Genomic DNA, 19,411 nt, shown 5'->3' on the forward strand with positions numbered 1-19,411 from the left:
GGGCTGCCCGGCTACCCGATCACATCCGGCTCAGAAGCATCGACAAGTCTCCATGAGTGTCGAGGGTCCCGCAAGCGCCGGTCGGGTCGTCACGGTGTCAGTCGCTTCTCGAACCAGTGGTGGGCGTAGGGCTCGGCGTTGTACGCCTCGATCTCCCGGTAGCCGGCCGCCCGGTACATCGCGATCGCCTCGGTGAGGTTGCGGTTGGTGTCCAGCCGGACGGCGGTCCAGCCCCGCTCGGCGGCGTGCCGCTCCAGCTCGCCCAGCAGCCGCCGCCCGAGCCCGAGCCCGCGTACGGAGTCCGCCACCCAGACCCGCTTGATCTCGGCGGGGGCGCCAGGGTGCAGCTTCACCGCGCCGCAGCCGACCGGCTCGGCGTTGAGCGTGGCGAGCAGGAACACGCCCGCCGGGGGGACGAGTTCCTCGTCGCGGACCGGGTTGCTGCGGGCCGGGTCGAACCCGCCGTCGAAGCGCCGCGCCACCTCCCGGGCGTAGGCCCGTACGCACGCGCGTGCCCGCGGGTCGCCCGGCGGGCAGGGCCCGACGTGCACCATCGACGCGACGAGCAACCGCTGCACCTCGGCCATCGCCGCGACGAGTCGCTCGCGGTGCCGCCCGGTCAGCGGTGCGAGGATCGACCGGGCGAACTCGTCGGAGCGCGCGTCGAGTTCCGCCCACTCGGCGCGGCCGACGTCGGTGAGCGTGGCGACCCGCACCCGGGCGTCCCCGCCGGCCTGCTCGGCCGGCCCGACGGTGACGAGCCCGTCGCCCTCCAGGGCGCGCAGGAGGCGGCTGAGGTGCCCCGAGTCCAGCCCGAGCCGGGACCGCAGCGCGGCGACCTCGGCGCCGGCGGGGCCGATCTCCCACAGCAGCCGGGCCTGCGCGAGGGGGCGGGCGCGCGCCATGTACTCGTCGTCGAGCGCCCCCACCCGCTGGGTCACCGTCCGGTTGAACCGCCGCACGGCGGCGATGAGCTCGGCTTCCATGAAGCCTGACTTTAGTCAGGTAACCCAGATCCGCGCCAGCGCCCTTCCGGCGCCGGCCGCCCCGGCCCCCGACACCGGCGACGCGCGCGATGGCCGCCCGACGCCCGACGCCCGGGGCCGGAGTCGACCCGCGGTTCCCGGGGCGGCGCGGCGGGCGCCGCCCCGGGACCGTCCGGCGGCCGCGCTCAGGAGGCGGTGCAGGAGTAGACCTGCGGGCGGCTCCAGTTGCCGTTGGCCATCGTGGTGAACCCGAAGACGTTGCCGCTGCCGTTCGAACGCATGGTCATGACGTTTCCGCTGCTGTCCCAGCTCGGCGTGCCGTTCCAGGTGGCGGAGACCTTCTGCGGGGGCGTCACCGCGACGACGACCGTCCAGTTGGTGGCGCCGCTGACCGTCACCTCGCTGTTGAAGCGGTCACCCCACCGGGTGCCGTCGCGCAGGGTGGCGGTGCAGTTTCCGCCGCCCGGCGGCGGGGTGGTCGGGCCGGTCGTCGGCGGCGCCGTGGTCGGCGGGGGAGTGCCGTTGTTGAGGGCGGCGAGGACCGCGTCGTATGCCGGCTTCTTGTTGCCGTTGCCGTCGAAGAGCAGCGGGGTGCCGCTGGCTCGCCAGGAGTCGGTGTCGCGGATGCCCCAGACGGTGATGCCGGTGCAGCGGGTGACGGCGAGGCAGTCGGTGACGACGTTGCGGTAGGTGGTGGCCTGGGTGGTGCCGGAGCCTTCGATGTCGAGTTCGGTGATCTGGACGTCGACGCCGAGGGCGGCGAAGCTGGACAGGGTGGTGCGGTAGTTGCCCGGGTAGGGCGAGCCGCTGTTGAAGTGCGACTGGAGGCCCACGCAGTCGATCGGCACGCCACGCTGCTTGAAGTCGCGGACCATGTTGTAGACGGCCTGAGTCTTGGCGTGTGTCCAGTTGTCGGTGTTGTAGTCGTTGTAGCAGAGCTTCGCGCCGGGGTCGGCGGCCCGCGCGGCCCGGAAGGCGGCTTCGATCCAGTCGTTGCCGGTGCGCTGGAGGTTGGAGTCGCGGCGGGCGCCGCTGGACCCGTCGGCGAACGCCTCGTTCACCACGTCCCACGAGTCGATCTTGCCGCGGTAGTAGGTGGCGACCTGGGTGACGTGGTTGAGCATCGCGGAACGCAGGGCGCTGCCGGACATGTTCTGCATCCAGCCGGGCTGCTGGGAGTGCCAGGCCAGGGTGTGGCCGCGCACCTTCATCCCCCGGCTGCGGGCGTGGTTGACGATCCGGTCGGCGTTGGCGAAGGTGAACTGCCCCTGCTGCGGCTCGGTCGCGTCGATCTTCATCTCGTTCTCGGGCGTCACCGAGTTGAACTCGCGATTGAGGATCGTGACGTAGGTGTTGTCGCTGAGCTTGTTGGCGGCGACGGCGGCGCCGAAGTAGCGGCCGCGCTCCGCCGCCGACGCGCCGAGGGTGGTCCCGGCGCTCGCCGCGCCGGGCAGGACCGTGGCGCCGGCCGCCGCGAGCAGTCCCACTGCGGCGACGGCGAGGGCCGCGTGCAGGCGGGGGCGCGATCTCGGCCGGGTGTCCCGGTGGCACCTCTCGATCATTCCTGCTCCTTCCGGGGCCGGTCCGCACCGTCGTGGGCGGACCGAGGTGGTGGGGGTGTGCCGGACCGGGGCCGCTGGCGGGGCTGCACCGCGAGGGCTGCGCGCCCGTCACCATCGACCCTGGTGGATGTGGAGTATGGCAGCGCATCACATCGGCGAGCAAGAATTTCCGGAAAACTAACGATAGCTAAGGAGGGTCATCATCCGGCAGAGTCGATCCGGATACCAGGTCAGCGCAGCGCGGGAAAACGCGACGGACACCCGCGCCGATCTCCATGCGATCGGTGCGAGTGTCCGTCGACCGGATTTTTCGGGGTGCTTCCGTAACGCTCAGCAGAGTGCCGGGCCGGCGTTGACCGGCGATCAGGCGTCGCGCCTGGCCAGGCCGCCCATCTTCACCGCCGTGAACACCGCCGCGGCCAGCGCGACGTCGGAGAGCAGCATCAAACCGATGGCGTACGACCCCTGCACGCCGTACACCCAGCCCATCACCAGCGGCGGGACGAACCCGCCCAGCCCGCCGGCGGCGCCGACCAGGCCGGTGACCGCGCCCACCTGATCGGCCGGGGCGACCCTGCCGACGAGGGCGAAGACGGCCCCGCTGGACGCGCCGAGCAGCACCGCCATCCCGAGCAGCGCGACGGTCGCCACGGGCAGCAGGGCGGGCTCGAAGGCCTGCACCACCGCGAACGCGGCCACCCCCGCGAAGCACCAGACCAGGACGGGCACCGGGTGCAGCCGGTCGGAGAGCCAGCCGCCCAGCGGGCGGGCGAGGACGGCGAGGACCACGAACCCGGCGGTGCGCAACGCGCCGTCGGCGGCGTCCAGCCCGTAGGCGGTGCTCAGGTAGGCGGGCAGGTACACGCTGAAGGCCACGAACCCGCCGAAGCCGACCGCGTACAGGAAACACAACTGCCAGGTCACGGTCAGCCGACCCACCTTGGCGAGGCGCGCCCACGCCGACCCGGTCGGCCGGACGCGTCCCGGCGCGTCGCGCAGCAGCAGGAACGACAGCACCGCGTAGCCCGCGAGGATCGCGGCCACCAGCAGGAACGGTGCCCGGGAGCCGTAGGCGTCGGCGAGCCGGACGGTGGTGAAGTTGGCGATCGCCGTGCCGCCCATGCCGATGCCGAACACGCCGATCGCGAACCCGCGCCGCGCGGGCGGGTACCAGCCGGAGACCAGCGGCACGCCGACGGCGAAGGCGGTGCCGCCGATGCCCAGGAAGAAACCCGTCACGATCAGCGCCGGATAGGAGGAGACCACGCTGAGGGTCAGCACCGGCACGATCGTGGCGAGCGTGACCAGCGGGAAGACCACCCGGGCGCCGTAGCGGTCGGTGAGGGCACCGACCGGGATGCGGCCCAGCGACCCGACCACCACCGGTACGGCCACCAGCAGGGACTGCGCGGCGAAGCTGAGGTCGAGGCGGTCCTTGATGCCCGGGCCGAGCGGCCCCAGCAGCGCCCACCCCCAGAAGTTCACCAGGAAGCCGAGGGTGGCCAGGACGAGCTGGATGGTGGCGCCCGATCTGCCCGGCGCTGGTCCGCCGCCAGCGCCGGGGGAGGCTGCACCCGGCGTGGAGGTCGCCTGCGTCGGCTGTCCGTCAGGGAGGATGCTCATGGCTGCTCTCCGTCGAATCGTCCTGGTTCGGCCGTCACCGGCCCGAGCGGCTGCGGCCCCCGCGCGAGGTGGGCAGCTTCGGCGGGCCCTCCCAGCCGGGGCGACCCGGCCGCAACCCGGGCCGGTCGTCGCGGCTGCGGTAGACGACGTACGGGCGGGTGGCGTAGCCCACCGGCGCGCTGAACGCGTGCACCAGCCGGGTGAAGGGCCAGAACGCGAAGAGGGCGAACGCCGCCAGGATGTGGATCTGGAAGGCCACCGGTACGCCGGCCATGATCTCCGGGTCCGGGCTCAGGTAGAACAGCGACCGGAACCACGGGGAGATCGTCTCGCGGTAGTTGTAGCCGGGCCCCGACACGTTGGCGCGCACGGTCGCCCAGAGGCCGAGCACGATCACGCCGGCGAGCACCACGTACATGGCCTTGTCGTTGCGGGTGGTGGCGGCGAAGACCGGGCCGGTCAGCCGCCGGCGGGCGATGAGGATGCCCAGGCCGATCAGGGTGCAGAAGCCGGCCACCGTGCCGATGAACACGGCCATCAGGTGGTAGCCGTGCTCGGTGATGCCGACCGCCTCGGTCCACGACTCGGGGATCAGCAGGCCACCGACGTGTCCGATCAGGACCATCAGCACCCCGAAGTGGAACAGCGGGCTGCCCCACCGCAGGATCGTGCTCTCGTAGAGCTGCGAGGAACGGGTGGTCCAGCCGAACTTGTCGTACCGGTGCCGCCAGATCAGCCCACCGACCAGCACCACCAGGGACAGGTACGGGTACACGACCCACAGCAGCGTGTTCATCGGTCTCGTCCTCCGTTCGTGGTGGCGGTGCTTTCGGCGCTCACCGGCGACCGCCCAGAGTCGTGGTGTCGACGAGCCCGAACGGCTCCAGGCCGACCTGCTCCACGGGCGGGCCGGTGCGGGCCAGCCGGGCGGCGGCGGCGAGTTCCGCCGGCCCGGCGGGCGGCAGCATCTCCCGCACCGCGGCCACCGCCTGCCGGTACGCCGACCTCTCCCGGCCCAGCGCCTCCACCAGCAGGTCCAGGCCGACCCGGTTGTCGCGCAGCAGCCGCCACCCGCCGTCGTCCACGGCGGACAGGTCGAGCACCGCGGGCAGGAAGTCGGGCAGCTCGCCGTCGACCACCTCCAGGCCCGCCCGCTTGTACGCGGCGGTGAAGCCGACGAGGGCCTCGCCCCGCTTACGGGTGTCCCCGCAGGTGTAGTACGTCAGGTGCAGGCAGCAGCGGCGACGGAAGTCGAACAGCTCGACGTACGCCGAGCGGAGCTGGCCGGCCCCGGTGCCCTCGCGGTACGCGACCACCTCGCGCAGCGGCCCGGCGACCGCCGCCGGAAGTTCGTCGAGAGCGGCGCGCAGCACCGGCAGCGCCGCCATGACCTCCTCGTCGGGATAGCGCAGCAGCAGCGACGCGGCCCGCGCCGCCACCGCCCGCCAGTCGGGCCCGCTCATCGTCCCTCCCCGTCCTGCTCGGCGTCTCGCGGCCGGGGCGGGAAGAGCCCCCTCGGGGTGCCCTTGCCGTCCCAGTTCAGCAGGTTCACCCGGCGCGGCTCGTCGCCGGGATCGGTGAAACCGTCCGCGGTCTGCCGGTCGCGCAGCATGTGGAAGGTCTCCACCTGCACCGGCACCGGCGTGCCCGACGACTCCCCGAAGGGACCCTGCCCGTACGGGCCGCCGCCGCCCATGCCCGGGCCGCCCTCGTAGTCGAGGCTGCACTCGGTGGCGATCTTCTCCAGCCGGTGCGCGTCCTCGGCGTGCGCCGTCGGGATGACGTAGCGCTGCTCGTACTTGGCGATGGCCAGCAGCCGGTACATCTCGTCCATCTGCTCCCCGGTCATGCCCACGGCGGCGGCGATCGACTCGTCGGGCGCCTCGCCCAGGTTGATCCGGCGCTGGTACGAGCGCATCGCCGCGAGCCGGTTGAGCACGGCGCGCACCGGGGCGGGGTCGCCGGCGCTGAACAGCTCGGCGAGGTACTCCACCGGGATGCGCAGCGCGTCGATCGCGCCGAAGAGGTTGCCCGCGTCCTCCGCGTCGTGACCGGTGTCGCGCAGCACGTCGGCCACCGGCGACAGCGGCGGGATGTACCAGACCATCGGCATGGTCCGGTACTCCGGGTGCAGCGGCAACGCCACCTCGTACTTCATGATCAGGTCCCAGATCGGGGAGCGTCGCGCGGCGTCGATCCAGTCCTCGGGGATGCCGGCGGCCCGCGCGGCCTCGGCCACGGCCGGGTCGTGCGGGTCGAGGAAGACCGAACGCTGCGCGGCGTAGAGGTCGTCCTCGTCCTTGACGGCCGCGGCCTCGGCGACCCGGTCGACGTCGTAGAGCATCAGCCCCAGGTAGCGCAGGCGGCCCACGCAGGTCTCGGAGCAGATGGTCGGCTGGCCGATCTCGATGCGCGGGAAGCAGAACGTGCACTTCTCGGCCTTGCCGGTGCGGTGGTTGAAGTACACCTTCTTGTACGGGCAGCCCGTGACGCACATCCGCCACCCCCGGCACCGGTCCTGGTCGACCAGCACGATGCCGTCCTCGGCGCGCTTGTAGATCGCCCCCGAGGGGCAGGACGCCGCGCAGGACGGGTTGAGGCAGTGCTCGCAGATGCGCGGCAGGAAGAACATGAACGTCTTCTCGAACTCCTGCTTCACCTGGTCGGAGACCTTCGCCAGCACCGGGTCGCCGGCGGCGATCTCGTTGCCGCCGGCGAGCGAGTCGTCCCAGTTGGCGCTCCAGGTGATCTTCGTGTCCTGGCCGGTGAGCAGGGACTTCGGCCGGGCGACGGGGGTGTCGTCCCCCGCCGGCGCGGTGAGCAGGTGCTCGTAGTCGTACGTCCACGGCTCGTAGTAGTCCTGCATGGACGGCAGCTTCGGGTTGGCGAAGATGCCGAACATCTTCTTCAACCGGCCGCCCGAGCGGGGCTTCAGCTTCCCCGAGCGGGTGCGCACCCAGCCGCCCTGCCACCGCTGCTGGTCCTCGTACGTGCGCGGGTAGCCCTGGCCGGGCCGGGTCTCCACGTTGTTGAACCAGACGTACTCGACGCCGGACCGGTTGGTCCACGCCTGCTTGCACGTCACCGAGCAGGTGTGGCAGCCGATGCACTTGTCGAGGTTCATCACCATCGCCATCTGGGCCATCACGCGCATCAGTACTGCACCTCCTGCGAACGGCGGCGGATCACGGTGACCTCGTCGCGCTGGTTGCCGGTGGGCCCGAGGTAGTTGAACGCGAACGACAACTGGGCGTACCCGCCGATGAGGTGCGTGGGCTTTACCAGCAGCCGGGTCAGCGAGTTGTGGATGCCGCCGCGCCGGCCGTTGACCTCGGCCTTCGGCACGTCGATCACCCGTTCCTGGGCGTGGTACATGTAGACCGTCCCCTCGGGCATCTTGTGGCTGACCACGGCCCGGCAGACCACCACGCCGTTGCGGTTGACCGCCTCGATCCACTCGTTGTCCCGTACGCCGATCTTCGCGGCGTCGGCCTCGCTCATCCACATCGTCGGCCCGCCGCGCGACAGCGTCAGCATCAGCAGGTTGTCCTGGTACTCCGAGTGGATCGACCACTTCGAGTGCGGCGTCAGGTACCGGACGGTGATCTCCAGCTCGCCGTTGCGGCCGAGCCTCGGCTCGCCGAAGAGGCGGTGCATGTCCAGCGGCGGGCGGAAGATCGGCAGTGCCTCGCCCGCCTCGTGCATCCAGTCGTGGTCGAGGAAGAAGTGCTGCCGACCGGTCAGCGTGTGCCACGGCTTGAGCCGCTCCGTGTTGATCGTGAACGGCGAGTAGCGGCGACCGCCGTGCTCGCTGCCGGACCACTCCGGGCTCGTGATCACCGGCACCGGGCGGGACTGGGTGTCGGCGAAGGTGATCTGCTTGCCCTCGTGCTCGGCGGCCAGGTCCGCCAGGCGTACGCCCGTGCGCTTCTCCACGTCACGGAAGCCGGCGGTGGCGACGCGGCCGTTGGTGGTGCCGGAGAGGGCGAGGATCGCCTCGCAAGCGTGCACGTCCGTCGCCAGCGACGGCCGCCCGTCGGCCACCCCGCCGCGCACCTCGCCGTTCTTGCGACGCAGGTACGCGACCTCCGGCGTGACGTCGACCGCCACGCCCTTGCCGGACGTGCCGAGGGTGTCCATCAGCGGACCGAGCGCCGCCAGCTTGTCCGCGACCGCGCCGTAGTCGCGTTCCACCACCAGCAGCTTCGGCATCGTCCGGCCGGGCACCGGCGTCTCACCCTCGGCCGCCCAGTCGCGCACCCGGCCGTGCGGGGTCGCCATCGCGTCCGGGGTGTCGTGCAGCAGCGGCGCCGCGACGAGATCCTTGCGTACGCCGAGGTGCCGCTCCGCCAACGTCGAGAACGCGCGGGCGATGCCGTGGAAGGCGTCGAAGTCGGTGCGGGTCTGCCATGGCGGGTTGATCGCCGGGGTGAACGCGTGCACGAAGGGATGCATGTCGGTGCTGCTCAGGTCGTGCTTCTCGTACCAGGTGGCGGCCGGCAGCACGACGTCGGAGAAGAGCGTCGTGGAGGTCATCCGGAAGTCCAGTGACAGCAGCAGGTCGAGCTTGCCCTCCGGCGCCTCCTCCCGCCAGGTCACGTCCTTCGGCCGCAGCTCCTCCGGGGCCTCGTCGGCGCGCAGGTTGGCGTCCGTGCCGAGCAGGTGCCGCAGGAAGTACTCGTTGCCCTTCGCCGACGAGCCGAGCAGGTTGGCCCGCCACACGGTGAGCACGCGCGGCCAGTTCTCCGGCGCGTCCGGGTCGGTGCAGGCGAAGCGCAACCGCCCCTCGCCGAGCTGCTCGGCCACCCAGCCGCCCGGGTCGTCGGGGCGGGCGGCCAGGGCCTCGTCGGCCAGGTCGAGCGGGCTGCGGTCGAACGTCGGCATCGACGGCATCCAGCCCGAGCGCGCCGACTGGGCCAGCAGGTCCATGGTGTGCTTGCCGGCGAAGGCGCCCGTGCCGACGGGGGAGGAGACCACGTCGGCGGAGTACGTGTCGTAGCGCCACTGGTCGGTGTGCACGTACCAGAAGGCGGTGCCGATCATCTGCCGCGGCGGGCGCACCCAGTCCAGGCCGAACGCGAGCTGCGCCCAGCCGGTCGCCGGGCGGCACTTCTCCTGCCCGACGTAATGCGCCCAGCCGCCGCCGTTGACGCCCTGGCATCCGGTGAGGGTCACCAGCGCCAGGATCGCCCGGTAGGTGGCGTCGGAGTGGAACCAGTGGTTGGTGCCGGCGCCGAGCAGGATCATCGAGCGGCCGCCGGAGCGCTCCGCGTTGTCGGCGAACTCCCGCGCGATCCGGGCGACCTGCGCCGCCGGCACCCCGGTGACCGGCTCCTGCCACGCCGGCGTGTACGGCGACGCGACGTCGTCGTAGCCCGCCGGCCACTGCCCGGGCAGCCCGTCGCGGGCCACCCCGTACTGGGCCAGCAGCAGGTCGAACACGCTGGTCACGATGATCTCTGCGCCCGTGCCGGCGGGGCTCCCGGCCGTCCCCCGGATGCGCCGGGTCGGCACGCCCCGGCGCAGCACCTGCGGAGTGTCGGTGTCGAAGCGGGGCAGCTCCACCTCGACCGCGTCGCCAGCGCCCAGGCAGGTCAGTGCCGGCTCCAGGTCGCCCAGGTCGAGGTTCCACTGCCCGTCCCGCTCGCCCCAGCGGTGCCCGAGGCTGCCGCGCGGCACGGCGGGCGCGTCGGTGGCCGAGTCCCAGAGCACCGTCTTGAAGGCCGCCTCCTTCCCGCCCTCGCCGAGGTCCTCGGCCGTCAGGAACTTGCCCGGCCGGTACGCGCCGTCCGCGCCGGGCTCCAGCGTCACCAGGAACGGCAGGTCGGTGAAGCGGCGCACGTAGTCGACGAAGCGCGGGGTGCGCCGGTCGACGAAGAACTCCTTGAGGATCACGTGCCCCATCGCCATCGCCAGCGCGCCGTCGGTGCCCGGCTGGGCGGGCATCCACTCGTCGGCGAACTTCACGTTGTCGGCGAAGTCCGGACTGACCACCACGACCTTCTGGCCCCGGTAGCGCGCCTCGGCCATCCAGTGCGCGTCGGGGGTGCGGGTCACCGGGACGTTGGAACCCCACATGACGAAGTAGGAGGCGTCCCACCAGTCGCCGGACTCGGGCACGTCGGTCTGGTCGCCGAAGACCTGCGGGGAGGCCACCGGCAGGTCGGCGTACCAGTCGTAGAAGGACAGCATCGACCCGCCGAGCAGCGACACGAACCGGGCGCCGACGGCGTGCGACACCATCGACATCGCCGGGATCGGGGAGAAGCCGGCGACCCGGTCGGGGCCGTACTCGCCGATCGTGTGCACATGCGCGGCGGCGACCATCTCCTGCGCCTCGTCCCAGCCGATGCGCACCAGGCCGCCCTTGCCGCGCGCCTTCTGGTAGCGGCGGCGGCGCTCCGGGTCGGCCTGGATGTCCGCCCACGCGGCGACCGGGTCACCGAGGCGGGCCTTGGCCTCGCGGTACATCTGCACCAGCACACCCCGGGCGTACGGGTAGCGCACCCGGGTGGGGGAGTAGGTGTACCAGGAGAAGGCGGCGCCCCGGGGACAACCGCGCGGCTCGTACTCCGGCCGGTCCGGCCCGACGCTGGGGTAGTCGGTCTGCTGCTGCTCCCAGGTGATGATGCCGTCCTTGACGTACACCTTCCAGGAGCACGAGCCGGTGCAGTTGACGCCGTGCGTGGAGCGCACCACCTTGTCGTAGGACCAGCGGTCCCGGTAGAACGCGTCCGCCTCCCGGCCGCCGATCTGGTGCAGCGTCCGGCCGTCGGCGGACACCTCGGCCCGGCGCACCAAGCCGCCGACCGCCAGCAGCGCCCGCCCGGCTCCCTCGGTAGCTCGTGACATGAAACCCATCCCTCCGGTAGATCACCGTGAGCCCCACATTTGCGGCGAATGCGCCGGCGCGCAACCGGAGGCGGGGGCCCAGAGCCATCGTCGCGATCAGCAGCCCCGGGCAACCGGGCCGAAGGTCCCGAGATCATCAGGTGTTCCGGCCGGGTCCCGGTTCTCCGCGCCGTGCCGGTCCGCATCCCGCCGCGCCGGTGTCGGCTTCCGGCGCGACCTACCGCGCGGCGCCGGCCGTCGGGGTGATCCGGTCCCACGCCGGGATGGGCAGCGCGATCACCGCGGCCGGGAAGAGGCCGTGCTCCTCGTTGTCGATGTGCCGGTGCAGCCGGTCCAGGGCGGCCAGCACCGCCGGCCAGTCCGGCGTGCGGCGATCGACGGCGCCGAGCACACCGTGGATGTCCTCGTGCTCGGCGCAGAGCTTCTCCACCGCGTCGGCCAGGCTGCCCTCCGCCCGCAGTTCGACGAAGAGCCCCTCCTCCTCCGTGGCGGTGTGCGGGATCAGCAGGGCCAGCAGGGCGTCGAGCGCCGTCGGCGCGTCCGCGCCCCCCGCCCGTACCGCGTCGCGCAGCCGGCCCGCGGCGTTGGCGATCGCCTCGTGCTCGGCCGAGAGCCGGCCGATCAGGGGGAACTCCCGGCAGCCGCAGTAGTTGCACATGCTGATCATCTCCAGGATCGGGTGGCGCGTCCGGTCCCATCCTCGGCGTGGCCGCGGCACCGTCGGCAGGGCCGACCGGCCCGGTACGCCGGGGCGACGGGCCCGCCCCGCCCGTCGCCCGCCCACCGGCGCCCCGCTGTTGCTGCCGCCCGCCTGCCGCCTGAACGGCGGCCCGTCGGGTGACGGCGTGGCTGGCCGGCAGGTCGCCCGGCTATGGTGGGCGCATGCAGGATCGGCACGGCCTCCGCCGCGCCGGCAGGCGGGTCTCGCTGCCGGCGCTGCTGATGCTGACCGTGCTGGTCATGGTCCTCTCCGCGGCGCGGGCCGTCGGGCTGTGCATCGTGTTCCGGCGTACGCGACGGGCCGTTCCCGGCTGCGTGCCCGCGTGGTCGGCCGACCGCGCTCCGCCCGGGCTGACGTTCGCCGTCTGAAGCCCGTCCGCCTTCCCGCGTCCCACGACGCGGGCCTGTGGCTTGGAGCGCCATGCCCACCCCGCACCACGACCGATCCATCCTGCCCCGCTCCGTCCGCGACGGAGCCCGGGCCACGCCCGCCCCACGACGGGGGTGGTGAGCATGCTGGCCCCCGGCGCGTACGCCCGCTTCGGCCTGCGCCATCCCGTCGCCCTCGACCTGGGCACCTCGACCGTACGGCTGTGGACGCCGACGTGCGGCACGGTCGTCGCCGAACCCGCCGTCGTCGCCTGGAACTCGACCGGCGCCCAGGCCGTCGGGCGGGCCGCCATCGCGCTGCGCGACACCGGTGACGTGAAACTGGCGTGGCCGGTGCGGCACGGCGTGGTGACCGACTTCTTCGCCTGCGTACACCTGCTGCGGTCGGTGGCCGCGGCCAGCGGACGGCCCGGCGACGACGTCTCCCCGGTCGTGGTCGGCGTGCCGGCCACCGCCACGCTGCGGCAGAAGGACCTCCTCGTCGCGGCGGTCCGCCACGCGTTCGGCGGGCGCGTCGCCACGGTGGAGGAACCGCTGGCCGCCGCCCTGGCCTGCCGGGCCGACCTCGACGGCGACGACGTGGTGGCTGTCGACATCGGACTGGGGCGCACCGAGATCGCCCACATCGCCGACCGCGCGGTCGAGGCCGCCGAGCGCGTCGACGTGCCCAACGCCCTCGACCAGGTGCCGCTGATCGCCGCCGCGGTACGACGCCTGGGCGCGCGGCCCGTGTGGCCGGGGCGCCGCCGGCTGCTGATCACCGGCGGCGGGGCGGTGCACCCCGAACTCGGCGCCCGACTGGCGGCCCTGACCGGCCGGGTCGTCACGATGCCCGCCGATCCGCACCTGGCCACGCTCGCCGGCCTGCGCCTGCTGCTCACCGGCTGAGGCGGTGGGGCGGCCGCACGACCTGCGCCCGCCCCACCGCGCCGCCCCACCGCGCCGGGACCGGACCGTCCCGGCCCCTCCCCGCATCCCCTGGAGTTTCCGATGGACGTCGAACTGACCCCGCTGCCCGGCATCGGGACCCGCCGCATGTTCACCACCGCCGCCGGAGTGCGCGTCGGGGTGGTGACCCACCACGCGGGCGGCCGGCGCGAGCTGGTCCACTCCGACGGCGAGGACCCCGATGCCACCCGCAGCATCACGCTGGAACGCGACGAGGCCGTCGTCCTGGCCGGACTGCTGGGTCTGCTCGACGCCCTCGACGTCACCGGCCCCGGAGCCGGAGTTCCGGCGACGACTACCCCGGCCGTCGGCGGGTAAGCCGCGCCGGATGGTCCGCCGGGCCGCCGCCGGACACCGGTGACGCTCAGCCCTGCTGTCGTAGGTAGGGGCCCAGAAGCTCCCGGGTGAGGGCGAGCACCGCGGCTTCCGGGGTGCCGTTCTCGATCATCTGTGAGGACGCGTAGACCACCGCCTGGACCAGCTCCGCCGCCGCCGCCGGATCGCTCGCGCCGTGCTCGGCCAGGGCCGCCACCAGCGGCGTACGCAGCTGGTCGTGCAGGACGCGACTCTCCTCGGCGAGGACGGCGCCCGGCACGCTGGCGGCGAGCCCGCGCATGACCGCGTGCTCCCCCTGGGCGACGAGGCGCAGGTTGGCCTCGACGTAGGCCAGCACCCGCCCGCCCGGGTCGGTGGCCCGGTCCATCTGCTGCGTGACGTACGCCGACCACTCCGGGAACATGTCCGCGATGACGGCGTTGAGCAGGTCCTCCCGCGACTTGAAGTACTGGTAGACGCTGGGGCGTGCCAGGCCCGTGCGCTTGCCCACCTCGGCCAGGCTCGGCGCCCGCGCCCCGCTCTCCGCGAGGATCTCCCGCGCCGCCGCCAGGATCGCCCGCCGCTGCCGGGCACGGTGCTCGGCCACCGTGGGCGCCTGGATCTTCGGCACGGAACCCCCCCATCGTCACGGCACGGGCATCAGTCGCCCGTCGATCATCTCGTACACCTTCGTGCAGTGGCGCAGCACGTCGTGGTCGTGGGTGACCATGACGGTGGCGACGTCGTTCTCCTTGGTCTCGCGGGCCAGCAGCTCCACCACCTCGTGACTGCGGGCACGGTCGAGGGCGGCGGTCGGCTCGTCCACCAAGAGTAGTCGCGGCCGGTTGACCAGGGCACGGGCGATGCCGACACGTTGCCGTTCGCCACCCGAGAGCTGATGCGGGCGGCGGTTCGCCTTGTGGGCCATCCCGACCTCGTCGAGCAGGGCCGTCGCCTCGCGGGCCCGGGAGCCGTGACCGCCGAAGCGGGCCGGCAACCGCAGCTGGTCCACGGCGGTCAGCGCGGGAATGAGGTTGCTGGACTGGAACACGAAGCCGACGAACTCCCGGCGCAGGGCAGCCCGCGCCCGCGCGCTCGGCACGGTCATGTCCCGCCCGGCGAGGGTGACCGAGCCCGAGGTCGGGACGGTCAGCCCGCCGGCCACCGCGAGCAGGCTGGACTTGCCGGCCCCCGAGGGGCCGACGACCGCGACGAACTGCCCGGGGGCGACGGTCAGGTCGACGCCGTCCAGGGCCGGTACGGTGTCGTCGCCGTCGCCGAAGCGCAGGCTCACGCCGCGCATGACCAGTCCGGTGTCGGTCATCGGTTCGCTCCCAGTGCGGTCAGCGGATCCACCGCGGCGATCCGGACGATGGCCACGGCCGCTCCGGCCAGGCCGAGGACGAGCAGGAGGAGGGCGGCCACCGCGATCGCCGGCGCGCTGAGCGCGAACGGGATGCCGCTGCCGACCAGGCTGCCGGCCGTGGTGCCGACCGCGACGCCCGCGCCGACGGCGAGCAGCAGCAAGGCGAAGGCCTGGGCCAGCCCGTCGCGCAGCAGGTATCCCGTCGGAGCGCCCATGGCCCGCAGCACGGCGATCTCCGCGCGGCGTTGGATGGTCCACACGGTGAAGAAGGCGCCGACCACCAGCGCGGAGATGGCGTAGAGGAACCACTCGATCAGCCGCAGGGTCGACGTCTCGGCGGTGTATCCGGGCGAGGCGCCGTACGACTGGGTGCGGGACAGGCTCTCGGTGCCGGCGGCACGGTCACCGGCCGCCAGGTCGACCTCGGCGCCGTCGGCGGCCCGCACCGCCACGGCGGTGATCTCGTCGTAGGTGCCGCCCGGTACGGGTTCGCCGGGGCGGACGCCGGCCTTGATCTCCTGCCAGATCCGCAGCGGCAGGTAGGCCACGTCGACGTGACCGAACGTGTGCTGCTCGGCCATGGCGCCCACCACCGTCAGCCGGGTGCCGATCCGGTCGACGGTGACCGTGTCGCCCACCCGCAGCCCGGCCTCGATCGCGGTCCGGCTCACCACGATGCCGTCGGCGGCGTGCAGCCGGGTGCCCTCGGCCACGGGCGGGGAGAGGAACGAGTCGGTGGGCACGCCGAACAACGCGAGGTCGATCTCCACGCCCGAGTCGCTGCGGGCGTTGATCAGCGCGTTGCCGAACGGCGCCGCGTCGGCGACCCGGGGCTGGGCCTTCCACGAGTCGACCGCGGAGACGTCGACGACGCTGCGGGAGAACGCCGAATCGTGCTGCACCCCGTCGGCGAAGGCGAAGGAGGTCGCCGGGATGCGCTGGAGCCCCGACACGCCGTCGTTCACCAGGCCCGTGGAGAGCCCGGACAGCAGCACCACCAGCACCGCGATGAGCGCGACGACCGCCCCCATCAGGCCGAACCGGGCCTTGGCGAACCGCAGTTCGCGTACCGCTAGGAACATGCCCACCACCGGGGGCGCAATTTTACCGACTGCATGTCGGCATCGTACCAACATGCTGTCGGCATCTTTCCGGCGCCGTCGGCCGGCCGGGGCGGCGCCTGGCTACACCGACCCGACGAACTGGCTGACGTGGTAGGCGGTGCTGCGGTTGTCGGGCGTCCTGGTCCACTTCGAGACCATGAGGTGCAGGTCGTTGGCCCGCCGGCTGGACCACGGGTGGATGAAGCCGCCGTAGAGACCGGGCTCCTGCCAGGAGGTGACCTGGACCTTCTCCGCCGTCCAGACCCGGTCCGGCCCGTCCGCCGTGCGCGTGACGATGCAGCCGGTGGCGCAGTTGAGGTACGACATCACCCAGGTGCCGTCGGCCAGCCGTCGCACCGAGGGCTCGCCGAAGCGGCCGGTCAGGATCGGCGTGCACGGGCGGCCCCAGCCCCAGTTGCTACCGTTCCAGCCCCAGCCCTCGTACGACTCCGGGAAGAACAGCCGGTCCCAGCGCACCCGGCGCAGCATCATCGGCCCGTGCTGGCGGCCGGCGCGCACCGAGAAGACGTACACCCAGTCGCCGTCGCGCTGCATCGTCCACATCTGGAACGGGTCGGTGTTGGCGCCGTCGTTCCACCACTTCAGCGGCGTACGGACGAAGTCGTTGCCGTTGTCGCTGTAGGCCAGCCCGGCGTAGCGCGAGCGCCAGTGCGGCCCGGCCGGGCCGGCGGAGTGCCAGTTCTCGATGCTCATGTACGACACGAGCTGGCGGCCGGTCTCGGGGAAGGCGATGCCGTCGTTGGGGATGACGGTCACCTCCCACAGGCCGTCGATGCCGATCCCGTGGTGGCCGTTGTGCATCAGCTCCGGGGCCCGGCCGTTGCCGGCGACGCGGGCGGCGCTGTCGAAGACGATCCCGCCGGGTGCGCCGGGGTGCACGGCGGAGCGCAGCATCACCGGCGAGCGCCAGTCGTTGGGCACCGGCGGGCCCTCGGGCCACGGCGTGTCGAACGTGTCGCCGAACAGGTAGCCGATCGAGCCGTTCTCCAGCACGTACGGGATGCCGAGGTCCGTGCCCGCGACCCGCCACCGGTGGTTGGTGTCGAGGTCGGCGCCCGTCAGGCGCTTCTTCCAGGAGGCGGCTCGGGCCACGCCGGGGGCGAGGACCGGCGCGACGGCCGTGGCGACGCCGGCGGCGGCGACCGTGCCGAGCAGGGAGCGGCGGGAGATCATGGTGACCATCCTCTTCGTGCGGGGTCCCGGAAGGCCGCGGGCGCGGGAAGCGCACTCTAGTTACCGGTGTCGATGTAGGGCTGGAACCTACGGCCAGCCACCCGGCGGGGTCAAGGACCTGCCCGCCCCGACCGGCGGCCCGTGGCGTGTCGGCGGGCGGGGTGGATTGGACGGGGCGGGCGCGGGCATGACAGGGTGCTGGTGGTACGCACGGGTAAGGGGTAGGCGTCTGTGGTCGATCCGCGTACACGCTGGTCCTCCGGCGATCCGCAGGCGGTGCTCGACGGGTTCGAGCAGCTGCCCGGATTCGTGTGGATCTTCGAGGGGCCCGAGCTGCGGGTGGTGGCCGCGAACCCGGCCGTACGGGCCGCCGTCGGCGACCGCAGCGGCCTGCTCGGCGAGCCCTTCCGCTCGGCGGTGCCGGAACTCGCCGGCCAGCACATCTTCGAGCTGCTCGACCAGGCCCTGCACGGCGTCCGCTCGCACGGCTACGAGCAGCGCGTCCTGACCGACCGCAACGGCGACGGCAGGCTCACGGAGGCCTTCTACACGTTCGACATGGCGCCCTGGCGCAACCCCGACGGTTCCGTACGCGGGGTGATCGTGCAGGCCGTCGACGCGACCCCCGTGGTGGCCGCCCGACAGGCCGCCGAGGCCGCCGCCGCCACCGCCGAGCGCCGCTACCGGCAGGCCGTCGGACTGGTCCTGGAGCTGCAACGCAGCCTGCTGCCCGACACACTGCCCGTCCTGCCGCACGTCCAGGTCGCCGCGCACTACCTCGTCGCGAGCAGCGACCTCGTCGCCGGCGGGGACTGGTTCGACGCCGTTCCCCTACCCGACGGGCGGCTCGCGCTGACCGTCGGCGACGTCGTCGGGCACGGCGCCGCCGCCGCGGCCGCCATGGGCCAGTTGCGTACGGTCGCCCGGCAGGCGTTGCAGTCGGGCGGAGACCTGCCGCAGGTGCTGACCGTCCTGGACGACTTCGCGGCCCGCGCCCACGCCACCCGGGCGGCCACCACCTGCCTCGCGATCCTCGACCCGGGCACGGGCACCCTCCAGGTGGCCAGCCACGCGCACCCCGCGCCCCTGGTCGTCAGCCCGAGCGGCGACGGCCGGTACCTGTCGCTGACGCCCGCCGGGCCGTTGGGCACCGGAGCCGGTCCCGCCCCGGTGCACACCTGCCGGCTGCGGGCCGACGACGTCCTGCTGCTCTACACCGACGGCCTCATCGAACGACCCCGGCGAAACCTGCACGACGGCGCCCGCATCCTGGCCGACGCCGCGGCGGGGGCCCGACGGGCGATCCTGCACGAGGCCACGACCGTCCCGCAGCGGCTGCCCGACCGGATGTGCACCCTGGTCACGGAACGTCTCGCCCTGGCCGGCGGCGGCTTCGGCGACGACACCACGCTCCTCGCCGCCCACCTCCTGCCGGAGCCCGTGGCGCCCCTGCACGTGACCCTGCCCGCCGAGACGGCGGCGCTGCGCCCGATGCGCCGGCACCTGGGCGACTGGCTGGCCCGGATCGGGGCCAGCGCTCCCGACGCCAGCGACCTCGTGCACGCCGCTGGGGAGGCCGTCACCAACGCCGTAGACCACGCCTATCCGAGCGGTACGCCGGGGACGTTCACGCTGCACGGCACGCTGGACCACCAGGGCGTCGTGCACGTCAGCTGCGCCGACCAGGGACGGTGGCGCCCGCCGGTCGCCGACCCGGGCGCCCGTGGTCGTGGGCTCACGATGATCCGCGGACTCGTCGACCGGGCGGAGGTCCGCCACACCGAGACCGGCACCACCGTCAGCATGCACCGGCACATCGGCCAGGGGACCACGGTGAGCACCGTGGCCGCCGCCCAGGCCGCCGGACCCCACAAGCAGGCCACCGCCGCCGAGGAGTTCGCCGTCGCCGTGGTCGAGACACCGACGGGCCGGGTGCTGCGGGTGCAGGGGCCGGTGGACCTGGCCACCGGCCCCGCGCTGCGCGCCGCGATCATGCAGGCCAGCCGCGGCGGCAGCCTGCCGCTGACCATCGACCTCACCCCCGTCACCCACCTGAGCAGCACCGGCGTGCGGATCCTGCACGAGGTCGACCGGATCATCGCGCACCTGCGCGTCACCGCCACACCGCAGAGCCCGGCCCACGCCGTACTGGAGCTGACCGGGCTGGGCCCCCTCCTGCCGCAGGCCGGCACGGACGCCACCCACGAGGGGACGCGCCCGTGACCGGCGGGGTCGGCTCGCGCGGGATCGTCCCGGGAGCCGGGACCGCGCCGGACCCGGCGCGGAAAGATTCCGGGTGGGGTGTCCAATCGGCCGTGCCCCGTCCGTAGTGATGGCGTACGGCGTCGCCCG

Annotated in this window: 16 protein-coding genes; 4 read left to right on the plus strand and 12 right to left on the minus strand. The window is 73.2% G+C overall.

The genetic code is table 11. From position 1 onward, the window contains the following. Positions 1–89: 89 nt before the first annotated feature. From CLT72_RS04670 to CLT72_RS04705, 8 genes are all read right to left on the minus strand, one after another. On the minus strand, positions 90–986 hold the full coding sequence (locus tag CLT72_RS04670; RefSeq protein ID WP_101409679.1) for a GNAT family N-acetyltransferase: 897 nt from the start codon (positions 984–986) through the stop codon (positions 90–92). Positions 987–1,171: 185 nt separating this feature from the next. Beyond that, positions 1,172–2,548 carry a glycoside hydrolase family 10 protein gene (locus CLT72_RS04675; protein ID WP_101409680.1) on the minus strand — a complete coding sequence of 459 codons (1,377 nt, stop codon included), beginning with the start codon at positions 2,546–2,548 and terminating at the stop codon, positions 1,172–1,174. A 363-nt stretch (positions 2,549–2,911) separates the two neighbouring features. Further along, on the minus strand, positions 2,912–4,171 hold the full coding sequence (locus CLT72_RS04680) for an MFS transporter (RefSeq protein ID WP_101409681.1): 1,260 nt from the start codon (positions 4,169–4,171) through the stop codon (positions 2,912–2,914). Positions 4,172–4,205: 34 nt separating this feature from the next. Beyond that, positions 4,206–4,967 (minus strand): respiratory nitrate reductase subunit gamma, encoded by a 762-nt coding sequence (narI, locus tag CLT72_RS04685; protein WP_101409682.1) that lies wholly within the window; start codon positions 4,965–4,967, stop codon positions 4,206–4,208. A 40-nt stretch (positions 4,968–5,007) separates the two neighbouring features. Then, the gene (gene narJ / locus CLT72_RS04690; protein WP_101409683.1) at positions 5,008–5,634 is read right to left on the minus strand and encodes a nitrate reductase molybdenum cofactor assembly chaperone; all 627 of its coding nucleotides are present in this window, start codon (positions 5,632–5,634) and stop codon (positions 5,008–5,010) included. Continuing rightward, positions 5,631–7,325: a nitrate reductase subunit beta gene (gene narH, locus CLT72_RS04695; RefSeq protein WP_101409684.1), complete on the minus strand. Its 1,695-nt coding sequence runs from the start codon at positions 7,323–7,325 to the stop codon at positions 5,631–5,633. The genes narJ and narH overlap by 4 nt, the downstream gene beginning before the upstream one ends. After that, the gene (locus CLT72_RS04700; RefSeq protein WP_101409685.1) at positions 7,325–11,023 is read right to left on the minus strand and encodes a nitrate reductase subunit alpha; all 3,699 of its coding nucleotides are present in this window, start codon (positions 11,021–11,023) and stop codon (positions 7,325–7,327) included. The genes narH and CLT72_RS04700 overlap by 1 nt, the downstream gene beginning before the upstream one ends. Positions 11,024–11,240: 217 nt before the next feature. Then, on the minus strand, positions 11,241–11,681 hold the full coding sequence (locus tag CLT72_RS04705; protein WP_101414935.1) for a hemerythrin domain-containing protein: 441 nt from the start codon (positions 11,679–11,681) through the stop codon (positions 11,241–11,243). A gap of 224 nt (positions 11,682–11,905) precedes the next feature. On the opposite strand from CLT72_RS04705, the gene CLT72_RS04710 reads away from it, so the two are divergent. The 3 genes from CLT72_RS04710 to CLT72_RS04720 all read left to right on the plus strand — a co-directional run bounded on the left by CLT72_RS04710 (position 11,906) and on the right by CLT72_RS04720 (position 13,399). Then, positions 11,906–12,112: a hypothetical protein gene (locus CLT72_RS04710; protein WP_089000551.1), complete on the plus strand. Its 207-nt coding sequence runs from the start codon at positions 11,906–11,908 to the stop codon at positions 12,110–12,112. Positions 12,113–12,256: 144 nt separating this feature from the next. Further along, positions 12,257–13,021 carry a rod shape-determining protein gene (locus CLT72_RS04715; protein WP_144082188.1) on the plus strand — a complete coding sequence of 255 codons (765 nt, stop codon included), beginning with the start codon at positions 12,257–12,259 and terminating at the stop codon, positions 13,019–13,021. A gap of 102 nt (positions 13,022–13,123) precedes the next feature. Then, on the plus strand, positions 13,124–13,399 hold the full coding sequence (locus tag CLT72_RS04720; protein ID WP_101409687.1) for a cation:proton antiporter regulatory subunit: 276 nt from the start codon (positions 13,124–13,126) through the stop codon (positions 13,397–13,399). A gap of 46 nt (positions 13,400–13,445) precedes the next feature. On the opposite strand, the gene CLT72_RS04725 is transcribed toward CLT72_RS04720, so the two are convergent. The 4 genes from CLT72_RS04725 to CLT72_RS04740 all read right to left on the minus strand — a co-directional run bounded on the left by CLT72_RS04725 (position 13,446) and on the right by CLT72_RS04740 (position 17,059). Further along, entirely contained in the window at positions 13,446–14,027 is a 582-nt protein-coding gene (locus CLT72_RS04725; RefSeq protein ID WP_101409688.1) for a TetR/AcrR family transcriptional regulator, read from the minus strand. Positions 14,028–14,042: 15 nt separating this feature from the next. Next, the gene (locus tag CLT72_RS04730; RefSeq protein ID WP_101409689.1) at positions 14,043–14,720 is read right to left on the minus strand and encodes an ABC transporter ATP-binding protein; all 678 of its coding nucleotides are present in this window, start codon (positions 14,718–14,720) and stop codon (positions 14,043–14,045) included. Continuing rightward, entirely contained in the window at positions 14,717–15,844 is a 1,128-nt protein-coding gene (locus CLT72_RS04735; protein ID WP_101409690.1) for an ABC transporter permease, read from the minus strand. Before CLT72_RS04735 ends, CLT72_RS04730 begins: the two co-directional genes overlap by 4 nt. Before the next feature lie 102 nt (positions 15,845–15,946). Beyond that, the gene (locus tag CLT72_RS04740; protein ID WP_101414936.1) at positions 15,947–17,059 is read right to left on the minus strand and encodes a glycoside hydrolase family 183 protein; all 1,113 of its coding nucleotides are present in this window, start codon (positions 17,057–17,059) and stop codon (positions 15,947–15,949) included. A gap of 231 nt (positions 17,060–17,290) precedes the next feature. On the opposite strand from CLT72_RS04740, the gene CLT72_RS04745 reads away from it, so the two are divergent. Next, positions 17,291–19,282, plus strand: a complete 1,992-nt coding sequence (locus CLT72_RS04745) for a SpoIIE family protein phosphatase (protein ID WP_101409691.1) — start codon at positions 17,291–17,293, stop codon at positions 19,280–19,282. Positions 19,283–19,411: the final 129 nt, after the last annotated feature.

It is taken from the genome of Micromonospora sp. CNZ309, assembly GCF_002846525.1.

Bases quoted from the DNA above. Each gene is read 5' to 3' on its own strand.
- CLT72_RS04670 (WP_101409679.1), bottom strand. From the start codon at position 986: ATGGAAGCCGAGCTCATCGCCGCCGTGCGGCGGTTCAACCGGACGGTG.
- CLT72_RS04675 (WP_101409680.1), bottom strand. From the start codon at position 2,548: ATGATCGAGAGGTGCCACCGGGACACCCGGCCGAGATCGCGCCCCCGC.
- CLT72_RS04680 (WP_101409681.1), bottom strand. From the start codon at position 4,171: ATGAGCATCCTCCCTGACGGACAGCCGACGCAGGCGACCTCCACGCCG.
- narI (WP_101409682.1), bottom strand. From the start codon at position 4,967: ATGAACACGCTGCTGTGGGTCGTGTACCCGTACCTGTCCCTGGTGGTG.
- narJ (WP_101409683.1), bottom strand. From the start codon at position 5,634: ATGAGCGGGCCCGACTGGCGGGCGGTGGCGGCGCGGGCCGCGTCGCTG.
- narH (WP_101409684.1), bottom strand. From the start codon at position 7,325: ATGCGCGTGATGGCCCAGATGGCGATGGTGATGAACCTCGACAAGTGC.
- CLT72_RS04700 (WP_101409685.1), bottom strand. From the start codon at position 11,023: ATGTCACGAGCTACCGAGGGAGCCGGGCGGGCGCTGCTGGCGGTCGGC.
- CLT72_RS04705 (WP_101414935.1), bottom strand. From the start codon at position 11,681: ATGTGCAACTACTGCGGCTGCCGGGAGTTCCCCCTGATCGGCCGGCTC.
- CLT72_RS04710 (WP_089000551.1), top strand. From the start codon at position 11,906: ATGCAGGATCGGCACGGCCTCCGCCGCGCCGGCAGGCGGGTCTCGCTG.
- CLT72_RS04715 (WP_144082188.1), top strand. From the start codon at position 12,257: ATGCTGGCCCCCGGCGCGTACGCCCGCTTCGGCCTGCGCCATCCCGTC.
- CLT72_RS04720 (WP_101409687.1), top strand. From the start codon at position 13,124: ATGGACGTCGAACTGACCCCGCTGCCCGGCATCGGGACCCGCCGCATG.
- CLT72_RS04730 (WP_101409689.1), bottom strand. From the start codon at position 14,720: ATGACCGACACCGGACTGGTCATGCGCGGCGTGAGCCTGCGCTTCGGC.
- CLT72_RS04735 (WP_101409690.1), bottom strand. From the start codon at position 15,844: ATGTTCCTAGCGGTACGCGAACTGCGGTTCGCCAAGGCCCGGTTCGGC.
- CLT72_RS04740 (WP_101414936.1), bottom strand. From the start codon at position 17,059: ATGATCTCCCGCCGCTCCCTGCTCGGCACGGTCGCCGCCGCCGGCGTC.